General features: G+C 63.2%; 11 protein-coding genes. 9 read left to right on the top strand and 2 right to left on the bottom strand.

What is annotated here, in order from left to right:
* Positions 1-45: 45 nt before the first annotated feature.
* From BV82_RS21320 to pdxJ, 7 genes are all read left to right on the top strand, one after another.
* Positions 46-1,425: a DegQ family serine endoprotease gene (locus tag BV82_RS21320; RefSeq protein WP_162835468.1), complete on the top strand. Its 1,380-nt coding sequence runs from the start codon at positions 46-48 to the stop codon at positions 1,423-1,425.
* A gap of 226 nt (positions 1,426-1,651) precedes the next feature.
* The gene (gene lepA / locus BV82_RS21315) at positions 1,652-3,451 is read left to right on the top strand and encodes a translation elongation factor 4 (RefSeq protein WP_026001187.1); all 1,800 of its coding nucleotides are present in this window, start codon (positions 1,652-1,654) and stop codon (positions 3,449-3,451) included.
* Positions 3,452-3,456: 5 nt separating this feature from the next.
* Positions 3,457-4,311, top strand: coding sequence for a signal peptidase I (gene lepB, locus BV82_RS21310; RefSeq protein WP_010220976.1), 855 nt, complete (start codon positions 3,457-3,459; stop codon positions 4,309-4,311).
* Between the two features lie 248 nt (positions 4,312-4,559).
* A complete protein-coding gene (gene rnc / locus BV82_RS21305; protein ID WP_010220977.1) occupies positions 4,560-5,249 on the top strand; it encodes a ribonuclease III in 690 nt (229 codons plus the stop codon).
* Complete coding sequence (gene era / locus BV82_RS21300; RefSeq protein WP_010220978.1) at positions 5,242-6,144, top strand: GTPase Era; 903 nt, start codon at positions 5,242-5,244, stop codon at positions 6,142-6,144. The genes rnc and era overlap by 8 nt, the downstream gene beginning before the upstream one ends.
* Positions 6,145-6,201: 57 nt before the next feature.
* On the top strand, positions 6,202-6,885 hold the full coding sequence (gene recO / locus BV82_RS21295) for a DNA repair protein RecO (RefSeq protein ID WP_010220979.1): 684 nt from the start codon (positions 6,202-6,204) through the stop codon (positions 6,883-6,885).
* 63 nt (positions 6,886-6,948) lie between these two features.
* Entirely contained in the window at positions 6,949-7,674 is a 726-nt protein-coding gene (gene pdxJ / locus BV82_RS21290; protein ID WP_249684443.1) for a pyridoxine 5'-phosphate synthase, read from the top strand.
* 139 nt (positions 7,675-7,813) lie between these two features.
* On the opposite strand, the gene BV82_RS21285 is transcribed toward pdxJ, so the two are convergent.
* Together BV82_RS21285 and BV82_RS21280 are read right to left on the bottom strand one after the other, a co-directional pair.
* Positions 7,814-9,205 (bottom strand): heavy metal sensor histidine kinase, encoded by a 1,392-nt coding sequence (locus BV82_RS21285; RefSeq protein ID WP_010220981.1) that lies wholly within the window; start codon positions 9,203-9,205, stop codon positions 7,814-7,816.
* Positions 9,202-9,876, bottom strand: coding sequence for a heavy metal response regulator transcription factor (locus tag BV82_RS21280; protein ID WP_010220982.1), 675 nt, complete (start codon positions 9,874-9,876; stop codon positions 9,202-9,204). The genes BV82_RS21285 and BV82_RS21280 overlap by 4 nt, the downstream gene beginning before the upstream one ends.
* Before the next feature lie 204 nt (positions 9,877-10,080).
* Here BV82_RS21280 and BV82_RS21275 point away from each other — a divergent pair, with 204 nt between their 5' ends.
* Together BV82_RS21275 and BV82_RS21270 are read left to right on the top strand one after the other, a co-directional pair.
* Positions 10,081-11,334 carry a TolC family protein gene (locus tag BV82_RS21275; RefSeq protein WP_050989986.1) on the top strand — a complete coding sequence of 418 codons (1,254 nt, stop codon included), beginning with the start codon at positions 10,081-10,083 and terminating at the stop codon, positions 11,332-11,334.
* A gap of 37 nt (positions 11,335-11,371) precedes the next feature.
* Positions 11,372-12,586, top strand: a complete 1,215-nt coding sequence (locus tag BV82_RS21270) for an efflux RND transporter periplasmic adaptor subunit (protein WP_010220984.1) — start codon at positions 11,372-11,374, stop codon at positions 12,584-12,586.

The following is a 12,586-nucleotide window of genomic DNA, read 5'->3' as shown; positions in this document are numbered from 1 at the left end:
ATACCACGCTTGAAAACCTACCTATCGTTGTTCGCCGCCGTGTTCATGCTCGGTCAGGTGCTCACCGCCCAGGCCGAAGCCCTGCCGGACTTCACCACCCTGGTCGAGCAGGCGTCGCCTGCGGTAGTGAACATCAGTACCAAGCAGAAACTGCCTAACCGCACGTACGCGGCGGGCCAGGTGCCAGATCTTGAAGGCCTGCCGCCGATGTTCCGCGAATTCTTCGAGCGCAACATGCCGCAAGCCCCGCGTTCGCCGCGCGGCGACCGTCAGCGCGAAGCGCAATCGCTGGGTTCGGGTTTCATCATCTCCAGTGACGGTTATGTGCTGACCAACAACCACGTGGTTGCCGACGCCGACGAAATCATCGTCCGCCTGTCGGACCGCAGCGAGTTGCAAGCCAAGCTGGTCGGCACCGACCCGCGCACCGACGTAGCCCTGCTCAAGGTCGAAGGCAAGGACCTGCCGACCGTCAAGCTGGGTGATTCCGAGAAGCTCAAGGTCGGTGAGTGGGTGCTGGCCATCGGTTCGCCGTTCGGTTTCGATCATTCGGTGACCAAAGGTATCGTCAGTGCCAAGGGCCGTACCCTGCCCAACGACACCTACGTGCCGTTCATCCAGACCGACGTGGCGATCAACCCGGGTAACTCTGGTGGCCCGCTGTTCAACATGAACGGTGAGGTGGTCGGTATCAACTCGCAGATCTTCACCCGTTCCGGCGGCTTCATGGGCCTGTCCTTCGCCATTCCGATCGACGTGGCGCTGGATGTTTCCAACCAGTTGAAGAAAGACGGCAAGGTCAGCCGCGGCTGGCTGGGCGTGGTGATCCAGGAGGTCAACAAGGACCTGGCCGAGTCCTTCGGCCTCGACAAGCCGGCCGGTGCCCTGGTGGCCCAGGTCCTGGAAGACGGCCCGGCGGCCAAGGGTGGCCTGCAGGTCGGTGACGTGATCCTGAGCATGAACGGTCAGCCAATCGTCATGTCCGCCGACCTGCCGCACCTGATCGGTGGTCTCAAGGATGGTGCCAAGGCCAAGCTGGACATCATTCGCAACGGCAAGCGCCAGTCCCTGGATGTGACCATCGGCGCACTGCCGGATGATGACGCCGAAGTCAGCACCAACCTCAACGGCGGTGTCGAGCGCAGCAGCAACCGTCTGGGCGTATCGGTGTCCGACCTGACCGCCGAGCAGAAGAAGGCCCTTGAACTCAAGGGCGGCGTGGTCATCAAGGAAGTCCAGGAAGGTCCGGCGGCGCTGATCGGCCTGCGTCCGGGCGATGTCATCAGCCACCTGAACAACCAGGCGATCCTTTCGGCCAAGCAGTTCACCGAAATCGCCAAGGAACTGCCGAAGAACCGTTCGGTGTCCATGCGTGTCCTGCGTCAGGGGCGCGCCAGCTTCATCACCTTCAAACTGGCTGAATAAGTCGGGTTGAACAAAAAAGGGCAGCCTCGGCTGCCCTTTTTGCTGGGCGCCGCCCCAGGCCCCCGCAGGTTTTCCTGGCTCATTTGCGGGTCAGGTTGCCAGCATGCAAGCATTTCCCACAGCTCCCGTGCCCACAGTTCACGTGACGCCAACGTCAAGCTTCAGGTACAATTCCCGGCTATTTTTCGGTGGGCGTCCGGCCCGCAGCCTTTTTGAGTGTTGATCCGTGAGTGATTTGAGTCATATCCGCAATTTCTCCATCATCGCCCACATTGACCATGGCAAGTCGACCCTGGCCGACCGCTTCATTCAGATGTGCGGTGGCCTGACTGCGCGTGAGATGGAAGCCCAGGTACTCGATTCCATGGACCTGGAGCGTGAGCGCGGTATCACCATCAAAGCCCACAGCGTCACCCTGCACTACAAGGCGCAGGACGGCAAAACCTACCAGCTGAACTTCATCGACACCCCCGGCCACGTTGACTTCACCTACGAAGTCAGCCGCTCGCTGGCAGCCTGTGAAGGTGCCTTGCTGGTGGTCGATGCCGGCCAGGGCGTAGAAGCCCAGTCGGTCGCCAACTGCTATACCGCCATCGAGCAGGGCCTTGAGGTCATGCCGGTGCTGAACAAGATGGACCTGCCCCAGGCCGACCCGGACAAGGTCAAGGACGAGATCGAGAAGATCATCGGCATTGACGCCACCGACGCCGTGGCCTGCAGCGCCAAGAGCGGCATGGGCGTGGACGAGGTGCTCGAGCGCCTGGTGCACACCATTCCAGCCCCTACCGGTGACATCGAGGCGCCGCTGCAGGCGCTGATCATCGACTCCTGGTTCGACAACTACCTGGGCGTCGTCTCCCTGGTGCGCGTCCGTCACGGCCGGGTGAAGAAGGGCGACAAGATCCTGGTCAAGTCCACCGGCAAGATCCACCTGGTCGACAGCGTCGGTGTGTTCACCCCCAAGCACACCCAGACCGCCGACCTCAAAGCCGGTGAAGTAGGCTTCATCATCGCCAGCATCAAGGACATTCACGGTGCGCCGGTGGGTGACACCCTGACCCTGAGCACGACCCCCGAGGTCGAGGTGCTGCCCGGTTTCAAACGTATTCAACCGCAAGTCTATGCCGGCCTGTTCCCCGTCAGTTCCGATGATTTCGAAGATTTTCGTGATGCATTGCAGAAACTGACCCTGAACGACTCGTCGCTGCAGTACCTGCCGGAAAGCTCCGATGCCCTGGGCTTCGGCTTCCGTTGCGGCTTCCTCGGCATGCTGCACATGGAGATCATCCAGGAGCGCCTGGAGCGCGAATACGACCTGGACCTGATCACCACCGCGCCAAGCGTAATCTTCGAGGTCAAGCTCAAGACCGGCGAAACCATCTACGTCGACAACCCGTCGAAACTGCCGGATGTGTCCTCGGTCGAAGACTTCCGTGAGCCGATCGTTTCGGCCACCATCCTGGTGCCGCAGGAGCACCTGGGTAACGTCATTACCCTGTGCATCGAGAAGCGTGGTGTGCAGCGCGACATGCAGTTCCTCGGTTCGCAGGTGCAAGTACGCTACGATCTGCCGATGAACGAAGTGGTACTGGACTTCTTCGACCGTCTGAAGTCCACCAGCCGCGGTTATGCTTCGCTGGACTACCATTTCGACCGCTACCAGTCGGCTAACCTGGTCAAGCTTGACGTACTGATCAACGGTGACAAGGTCGACGCCCTGGCGCTGATCGTGCACCGCGACAATGCGCACTACAAGGGCCGCGCATTGACCGAGAAGATGAAGGAACTGATTCCTCGGCAGATGTTCGATGTGGCAATCCAGGCCGCCATTGGCGGGCAGATTGTTGCGCGTACCACTGTCAAGGCGCTCAGAAAGAACGTACTGGCCAAATGCTACGGTGGCGACGTTAGCCGTAAGCGCAAGCTGTTGGAGAAGCAGAAGGCCGGTAAGAAACGCATGAAACAGGTCGGCAACGTGGAAATCCCACAAGAAGCCTTCCTCGCCGTGCTCAGGTTGGATAGTTAGGTCCTATGTCGCTAAATTTCCCGCTGTTGCTTGTCATCGCCGTTGCCGTCTGCGGTCTGTTGGCCCTGGTCGATCTGCTGTTCCTGGCCCCGCGCCGGCGTTCGGCAATCGCCAACTATCAGGGCAGCGTCAGCCAGCCTGAAATGGCAGTGGTCGAGCGTCTGAACAAGGAACCGTTGCTGGTCGAGTACGGTAAATCGTTCTTCCCGGTGCTGTTCATTGTCCTGGTGCTGCGTTCGTTCCTGATCGAACCGTTCCAGATCCCTTCGGGGTCGATGAAGCCGACCCTGGAAGTGGGCGATTTCATCCTGGTGAACAAGTTCTCCTACGGGATTCGCCTGCCGGTGATCGACAAGAAGGTCATCGAGGTGGGTGACCCGCAGCGCGGCGATGTCATGGTGTTCCGCTACCCGAGCGATCCGAACGTCAATTACATCAAGCGGGTGGTTGGCCTGCCGGGCGACCAGATTCGCTACACCAGCGACAAGAAGCTGACCGTCAACGGTCAGGCGATTGCCGAGCAACTGGTCGGCACTGAGCCTGGGACCCTGGGCAGCGCCGAGCTGTACAAGGAAAAACTGGGCGAAGCCGAGCACCTGATCCGCAAGGAAATGAGCCGCTATCGCATGCCGCCTGACCAGCAATGGACAGTCCCGGCCGGCCATTACTTCATGATGGGCGACAACCGCGACAACTCCAACGACAGCCGTTACTGGGATGACCCGAGCATTCCCAAGGCACTGCACGGCATGGTTCCGGACAAGAACATCGTCGGCAAGGCCTTTGCGGTCTGGATGAGCTGGCCAGAGCCTAAACTGAGCCACTTCCCGAACCTGTCGCGGGTCGGGTTGATCAAGTAACACCACAACGGCGCTGTCCTGGGACAGCGCCGAATGCGTTTCTGGCATAGGCTGTGTTCAGGGATCTCGCGATTCCACCGAGCATCGCGGCCAGCGAGCATGAGCCAAACAGTCTTTCAGGATGTTGATTTGAACAACGCGTTAAATCCGACGGTAGCCCCGATGGCGGCGTACCGAGCTGTAAAGTGTGAGCCTGGTGCCCTGGCGCGCGGGCTGAATTTCGACCACGAACTGCGCGTGGGTACACTGTGAGCGTTTCCTTGAGCCGCCTCGAGCGCCAGCTCGGTTATACCTTCAAGAACCAGGAGCTGATGCTGCTGGCCCTGACGCACCGCAGTTTTGCCGGGCGTAACAACGAACGCCTCGAGTTTCTCGGCGATGCGATCCTCAACTTCGTCGCCGGTGAAGCGCTGTTCGAGCGTTTCCCCCAGGCCCGCGAAGGCCAGCTGTCGCGCTTGCGGGCGCGTCTGGTCAAGGGCGAGACCCTGGCGGTACTGGCCCGTGGCTTTGACCTGGGCGAATACCTGCGCCTGGGCTCGGGCGAGCTGAAAAGCGGCGGTTTCCGCCGCGAGTCGATTCTTGCCGATGCCCTGGAGGCGCTGATTGGCGCCATCTACCTGGACTCGGACATGCAAACCGCCCGCGAGCGGGTGCTGGCATGGCTGGCAGGCGAATTCGAAAGCCTGACCCTGGTCGATACCAACAAGGACCCGAAAACCCGTCTGCAGGAATTCTTGCAGTCGCGGGCCTGCGAACTGCCGCGCTACGAAGTGGTGGATATTCAAGGTGAACCCCATTGCCGGACGTTTTTCGTCGAATGCGAAGTGACCCTTTTGACTGAAAAAAGCCGAGGGCAAGGCGTCAGCCGGCGTATCGCCGAGCAAGTCGCGGCCGCCGCAGCACTGATCGCCCTGGGCGTGGAGAATGGCAATGACTGATACCAACACTACCCGCTGCGGCTATGTCGCCATTGTCGGCCGCCCGAACGTGGGCAAGTCGACCCTGCTCAACCACATCCTCGGGCAAAAGCTCGCGATCACCTCGCGCAAGCCGCAGACCACTCGCCACAACATGCTCGGGATCAAGACCGAAGGTGATGTCCAGGCGATCTACGTCGATACCCCGGGCATGCACAAGAGCAACGAAAAGGCGCTCAACCGCTACATGAACAAGACCGCCTCGGCCGCCCTCAAGGACGTCGACGTGGTGATCTTCGTCGTTGACCGCACCAAGTGGACCGACGAAGACCAACTGGTGCTCGAGCGTGTGCAGTACGTGCAGGGGCCGGTGATCCTGGCGATCAACAAGACCGACCGGATCGAAGAGAAAGCCGACCTGATCCCGCACCTGCAGTGGCTGCAGGAACAACTGCCAAACGCTGAAATCGTGCCGATTTCGGCCCAGCAGGGGCACAACCTCGACGCCCTTGAAGGGCTGATCGCCAAGCACCTGCCGGAAAACGATCACTTCTTCCCGGAAGACCAGATCACCGACCGCAGCAGCCGCTTCCTGGCCGCCGAACTGGTGCGCGAGAAGATCATGCGTCAGCTCGGCGCGGAGCTGCCATACCAGATCACCGTGGAAATCGAAGAGTTCAAGCAGCAGGGCAAGATCCTGCACATCCATGCGCTGATCCTGGTCGAGCGTGACGGCCAGAAGAAGATCATCATTGGCGACAAGGGCGAGCGGATCAAACGCATCGGCTCCGAGGCGCGCAAGGACATGGAAGTGCTGTTCGACGCCAAGGTCATGCTCAACCTCTGGGTCAAGGTCAAGGGTGGCTGGTCCGACGACGAACGCGCCCTGCGTTCGCTGGGCTACGGCGACCTCTGATTGCTCCAGGCCCGGTAGCGTTCGCTGCCGGGTCGAACCTCTTCTGAAGCGCCGCTCATGGAACTGCCAGTTGGCCAACCGGCCTATGTGCTGCACAGCCGGGCCTACCGTGAAACCAGTGCGCTGGTGGATTTCCTCACCCCGCAAGGGCGCCTGCGCGCCGTCATGCGCCGTGCCCGTGGCAAGGCCGGCAGCCAGGTGCGCCCCTTCGTCCCCCTGGAAGTCGAGTTTCGCGGCCGCGGCGAGCTGAAAAACGTCGGCCGTCTGGACAGCGTCGGCGTGGCCGCCTGGCTGCATGGCGATGCGCTGTTCAGCGGGTTGTACCTCAACGAGCTGCTGATTCGCCTGCTGCCGGCTGAAGACCCGCATCCGGTGGTGTTCGAGCACTATGCGGCGACCTTGCAGGCCCTGGCGGCAGGACGGCCGTTGGAGCCACTGCTAAGGGCGTTCGAATGGCGCCTGCTGGACGAGCTGGGCTATGCCTTTGCGCTCGATCAGGACATCAACGGTGATCCGCTGGTGGTCGATGGCCTGTACCGCTTGCAGGTCGATGCCGGGCTTGAGCGGGTCTACCTGTTGCAGCCGGGGCTGTTCAACGGTGCCGAGCTGTTGGCCATGGCCGATGCCGACTGGGAAATTCCTGGCGCCCTGAGCGCGGCCAAGCGCCTGATGCGCCAGGCCCTGGCCGTGCATCTGGGCGGTCGGCCGCTGGTCAGTCGCGAACTGTTTCGCAAGCGCTGAACAACGTCGTATGCTGTGGGGCTCAATCTTCAGGAGAGCCTCTTCGTGACTCAAAGCAACCGCATGCTGCTCGGCGTGAACATCGACCACGTGGCGACCCTGCGCCAGGCGCGTGGCACCCGCTACCCGGACCCGGTGAAAGCCGCGCTGGACGCCGAAGAGGCCGGTGCCGATGGCATTACCGTGCACCTGCGCGAAGACCGCCGGCACATCCAGGAGCGCGACGTGCTGCTGCTCAAGGACGTGCTGCAGACGCGCATGAACTTCGAAATGGGCGTCACCGAAGAAATGATGGCGTTCGCCGAACGCATTCGCCCGGCGCATATCTGCCTGGTACCGGAAACCCGTCAGGAGCTGACCACCGAAGGCGGCCTGGATGTCGCTGGCCAGGAGGCGCGGATCAAGGCCGCAGTCGAGCGCCTGTCGCGCCTGGGCTCGGAAGTGTCCTTGTTCATCGATGCCGACGAGCGTCAGATCGAAGCCTCGCGCCGTGTCGGTGCGCCGGCCATCGAGCTGCACACCGGCCGTTATGCCGATGCGCAAACCCCCGGCGAAGTGGCCGAAGAGCTCAAGCGCGTGGCCGATGGCGTAGCCTTTGGCCTGGGCCAGGGGCTGATCGTCAATGCCGGTCATGGCTTGCATTACCACAACGTTGAGGCAGTGGCGGCGATCAAGGGTATCAATGAACTGAACATCGGCCATGCGCTGGTGGCTCATGCACTGTTCGTCGGCTTCAAGTCGGCGGTGGCAGAGATGAAGGCGTTGATCCTGGCGGCCAGTCGGCACTAACAGATTCGACGCCAATCCTGTGGGAGCTGGCTTGCCAGCGATCGAGCGCGTAGCGGTCGCCTAATAGGCAGTGGATTTGCTGCCTGTACTGGCCTCATCGCTGGCAAGCCAGCTCCCACACGATTGGGTGTAGGTCCATTTATTCGGTAGTATCGGCAAACACCAGGCTGAACCGCGTCACCCCCTGCAGTTCGCTGTGCACCTCAACCCGTCCGCCATGCACCTGCATGATCGAGCGCACGATCGCCAGCCCCAGCCCCGTCCCGCCTTCCAGGCGTGAGCGCCCCGAACCCACGCGGTAAAAGCGTTCGAACAGATGCTGCAAATGCGCCTGGGCAATGCCCGGCCCGTGATTGACCACCGACACCCACACCGAACCGTCCCGGCGTTCTATGCCAATGTTGATCGGCTGCCCCTCATCGCCATGACGGATCGCATTGCTGAGCAAGTTGGACAGCGCCCGCTGCACCATCAACCGCTCACCCATCACCGTGCCCCAGCCCTGCACATGCAAGGTAATGCCCTTTTGCTCGGCATTGCATTCGAACAGTTCGCACACCCGCTGCACCTCGTCGGCCAGCACCACCGGTTTGAGCGGCACCTGCGCCTGCGGCTGGCTGACCTGGGCGAGGAACAGCATGTCGTTGATGATGCGGTTCAGCCGGGTCAGTTCCTCGATGCTGTTCTCCAGCGCTTCGCGGTACTCGTCGTTGGAGCGCTCGCGGGTCAGGGTGACCTGGGCCTTGCCCATCAGGTTGCCGATGGGGGTGCGCAGTTCATGGGCAAGGTCGTCGGAAAATTGCGACAGCCGCTGCACGCCGTCGTCCAGGCGGTCGAGCATGATGTTGATTCCGCCCGCCAGGTCACCCAGCTCTTGCGGCAGGCCGGCTTCCGGCAGGCGGTGGCTGAGGGTTTGCGCCGAGACCTGTTCGGCAACCCGGCGAAAGCGGCGCAATGGCAGCAGACCGCGCTGGACCAGCTTCCAGGCGCCCAGGCCAATCAGCAACAGCAGCAGCGGCAAGGCCCAGAGGGTCGAGCCCAGATAGGCCTGGAGCAGGGCATGGTCGTCGGCACGGTTGACCGTCAGCAGCACCCGCACCAGGGTGCCGTCCTGCAGGCGCATCAGCCGCGAAGCGGTCAGCAGATGGTCGCCATCCTGATCGCGCCACGGGCTGAAGCTTAGCTGCGGGCCGCTCTCAATCTGCAGCAAGGCGCTGGCTTCCAGGGCCGGGCCCAGGGTCAGCAAGGCCGAATGGCGGCCGGTCAGGGCAATCACGCTCAGGCTCAGGTTGTCGTGGCCCATGATCACATCCAGCAGCGGATGCACCGGTGTGCGCAGGTCGGCGGCTTTCAGGTCAATCGTCAGGCTATGCTCGATCTGCACCATCTTGTTGGCCAGGTGCTTGCGTGCCCGGCTGTCCAGCTCGTGGTCGAGGGCAAATACCGCCAGGCAAGCGAGCAGCAGCACCAGTGCCGCGCCCATCAGGCTGACGCTCAGGCCCAGGCGCAGCGACAGGCGCGCAGGTTTCATTCGCGAGCCTCAAGCACATAACCGACGCCGCGCAGGGTGTGGATCAGCTTGTCGTCGAACGGGTCGTCGATTTTCGCCCGCAGGCGGCGGATCGACACTTCCACCACGTTGGTGTCGCAGTCGAAGTTCATGTCCCAGACCAGCGAAATGATCTGCGTGCGCGACAGCACCTCACCGCTCTGGCGCATCAGCAGGTGCAGCAGGGCGAACTCCTTGGCGGTCAGGTCGATGCGCTGGCCGTTGCGGTAGGCGCGATGGCGGCTAGGGTCCAGCTCGAGGTCGGCGACCTTGAGCGTATTCGGTTGCAGTGCCTGGTCGTTGCGCCGCAGCAGGCTGCGGATGCGCGCCAGCAGCTCGGGGAATTCGAAAGGTTTGAGCAGGTAGTCGTCGGCACCCAGGTCCAGGCCCTTGACCCGGTCGGCCAGCCGGCCGTGGGCCGTGAGCATCATGATCCGCGTACTGGATTCTGCACGCAGGCGCTGCAGTACGGTCCAACCATCGAGCTCGGGCAGGTTGACGTCGAGAATGACCAGGTCATAAGCCTGCTGGCGAGCCAGGTGCAGGCCGTCGGCACCGGTGTGGGCGCAATCGACGATGTAACCGTTTTCGCGCAGGCCCTGTTGCAGGTATTCGGCAGTGCGCAGTTCGTCCTCGACAATCAGTAGACGCATGGGGTGACTCGTTGGTAGTGAAAGACGCTGATTCTCAACCCTATAGTTACTGCAAGGTCAAGCGGTGAAGTGCATCGAGCGGCGGATACTAAGCCATCCGGGCGCACGGTTTACCTGGATTACAGATTTGTAATACTTGAGTCATCCTGGCGATAAACCCCGATTACTAGAGTGCGGGCTCCGATCAAGGCGCAGGAGTCCGCCATGTTTTGCACCCTCGACAGGCCAGGCACAGGCCCAGGCCGAATAGTGCTGGCCCTGCTGTTGCTGGCCTTGCCGTCGCTGGCCCTGGCGCAAGCGCGCGTACTGACCCTGGAGTCGGCCCTGCAGGCGGCCCGCGACAACAACCCCGAGCTTGCCGCGGCGCGCTGGGGCATCGACATTGCCGCAGGCGAACGGCGCCAGGCCGGCGTGTTGCCAAACCCGGCGCTGAGTTGGGAGGTGGAAGATACCCGCAAGGGTTCGCAAACCACCACCGTCGGTGTCAGCCAGCTGTTCGAGCTGGGCGGCAAACGCGGTGCGCGCCTGGACGTTGCCGACCGCGATGCGCAGCTTGCAGCGCTGGAACTGGAGCGCCAGGGCAACGCGCTGCGTGCCGATGTCATTGGCGCCTTCCAGGCCGCTGCCCAGGCCCAGGAAGGTTTGCAACTGGCCGAGCAGTCACTGCGCTTGAGCGAGCGCGCACTGCAGGTGGTGCAAGGCCGGGTCAAGGCCGGCAGCGCCTCGCCGGTCGAGGCAACCCGTGCCCAGGTGCAGTTGTCCGAGGTGCGCCTGGAGCAGGGCCGGGCTGAACAGAGGTTGACCATTGCCTACCAGCAACTGGCAGCGCTGACCGGCGCGCCAATGGCCCCGTTCAGCCGGGTCGACGGCGGCCTGGGCGCTGACAGCTCTCTTCCAAGTCGCACACTGTTGCTCGATCGCCTGGAGCAGACCGCCGATCTGCGTCTGGCCCGTCTGCAGATCGACCAGCGCGAAGCGGCCCTGGGTCTGGCCCGCAGCCAGCGCATCCCCGACCTGACCGTCAGCGTTGGCAGCCAGTACAGCGAAACCGATCGTGAGCGCATCAATGTGGTCGGCCTTTCGGTCCCGATCCCCTTGTTCGACCGCAACCAGGGCAACGTCCTCGCCGCCGCCCGGCGCGCCGACCAGGCCCGTGATCAGCGCAATGGCGCCGAACTGCGCCTGCGCAGCGAAGTGGTCCAGGCCCTGACCCAGTGGAGCACGGCGGCCCAGGAAGTGCAGACCTTCGAACGCTCGATCCTGCCCTCGGCGCAGCAGGCGCTGGATGCCGCCACCCGTGGCTTCGAGCGCGGCAAGTTTGCTTTTCTCGATGTCCTCGATGCCCAGCGCACCCTGGTGGCGGCACGCCTGCAATACCTGCAGGCCCAGGCCCAGAGCAGCGAGGCGCGGGTTCGCCTGGAGCGGATCTTTGGCGACCTGAGCCTCGCCACTCGTTGAACGCGACCTTCACCTGACTATTTGCTGAGGAACCTGCATGAACAAGAAGTCCACCACGCTGCTGGTCGCGGCCCTGCTGCTCGGCCTGGGCCTGGGTGTGCTGCTGGCGCGCCAGGGCGGCCCGGTTGCCGCCGCCCCCGCATCCGCTCACGCCCATACCGAAGGCGATCACGAGGAAGAACAACATGGCGAGTCGGAAAAAACTGAAGACGGTCATGAGGAAGAGGGCGCGCTGACCCTCAGTCAGGAGCAGATCGACCTGGCCGGCATCGAGCTGGCTGCCGTCGGCCCGCGCCAGTTGCAACGCAGCCTGTCGCTGCCGGGCGAGATCCGTTTCGACGAAGACCGCACCGCGCACCTGGTGCCGCGCGCTGCCGGGGTGGTCGAGTCCGTCGCTGTGGTGCTTGGCCAGCAGGTCAAGGCCGGTGACCTGCTGGCAGTGATCGCCAGCCCGCAGATCTCCGAGCAGCGCAGTGAACTGGCGGCCAGCCAGCGTCGCCTGGAATTGGCGCGCAGCAGCTACCAGCGCGAGAAGGACCTGTGGCAGGAGGGCATCTCCGCCGAGCAGGATTACCAGCAGGCCCGCCAGGCCCTGCAGGAGGCGGAAATTGCCCAGGCCAACGCCCGGCAGAAGATCAGCGCCCTGAGCGGCAGCGTGGTCCTGGCTGGCGGCAACCGCTATGAGTTGCGTGCACCCTTTGCCGGGCAGATCGTCGAGAAGCACCTGGTGCCGGGCGAGGTGGTCAACGAAACCAGCGCGGCCTTCACCCTCTCGGACCTGTCGCGGGTCTGGGCGAGCTTCGGCGTGGCCCCCCGTGACCTGCCCAAGGTGCGCGCCGGCATGCCGGTGACCCTTGTCGCCAGTGAGCTGGGCGAGCAGGTCAGCGGCACGGTTACCCACGTGGGCAGCCTGCTCGGCGAGCAGACCCGTACCGCCACCGTGCGCGTCACCCTCGACAACCCACGAGGCGCTTGGCGCCCGGGCCTGTTCGTTGCCGTGCAGGTGCCCACAGAGCAGTACACCGCCGCCCTGAGCGTACCGGACCAGGCCCTGCAGACCCTGGAAGAAAAGCCCACGGTGTTCGTGCGCAGCGCCGCGGGCTTCATCGCCCAAACGGTGGAGCCGGGCGCCAGCGCCAACGGTTTTGTCGAGATCCGCAAAGGCCTGCAAGCCGGCCAGCAGGTCGCGGCGCAGGGCAGCTTCATCCTCAAGTCGGAGCTGGGCAAGGCCAGCGCCGAACACGCCCACTGA

Source organism: Pseudomonas donghuensis (assembly GCF_000696345.2).
Classification (GTDB): Bacteria; Pseudomonadota; Gammaproteobacteria; order Pseudomonadales; family Pseudomonadaceae; genus Aquipseudomonas; species Aquipseudomonas donghuensis.
This window is presented reverse-complemented; position numbering and strand designations above follow the sequence as displayed.

What these genes read in the sequence shown, in the direction of transcription:
- BV82_RS21275 (WP_050989986.1), top strand. Translation starts at nt 10,081, where the DNA reads ATGTTTTGCACCCTCGACAGGCCAGGCACAGGCCCAGGCCGAATAGTG.
- pdxJ (WP_249684443.1), top strand. Translation starts at nt 6,949, where the DNA reads ATGCTGCTCGGCGTGAACATCGACCACGTGGCGACCCTGCGCCAGGCG.
- BV82_RS21285 (WP_010220981.1), bottom strand. Translation starts at nt 9,205, where the DNA reads ATGAAACCTGCGCGCCTGTCGCTGCGCCTGGGCCTGAGCGTCAGCCTG.
- era (WP_010220978.1), top strand. Translation starts at nt 5,242, where the DNA reads ATGACTGATACCAACACTACCCGCTGCGGCTATGTCGCCATTGTCGGC.
- recO (WP_010220979.1), top strand. Translation starts at nt 6,202, where the DNA reads ATGGAACTGCCAGTTGGCCAACCGGCCTATGTGCTGCACAGCCGGGCC.
- BV82_RS21270 (WP_010220984.1), top strand. Translation starts at nt 11,372, where the DNA reads ATGAACAAGAAGTCCACCACGCTGCTGGTCGCGGCCCTGCTGCTCGGC.
- lepB (WP_010220976.1), top strand. Translation starts at nt 3,457, where the DNA reads ATGTCGCTAAATTTCCCGCTGTTGCTTGTCATCGCCGTTGCCGTCTGC.
- BV82_RS21320 (WP_162835468.1), top strand. Translation starts at nt 46, where the DNA reads ATGCTCGGTCAGGTGCTCACCGCCCAGGCCGAAGCCCTGCCGGACTTC.
- BV82_RS21280 (WP_010220982.1), bottom strand. Translation starts at nt 9,876, where the DNA reads ATGCGTCTACTGATTGTCGAGGACGAACTGCGCACTGCCGAATACCTG.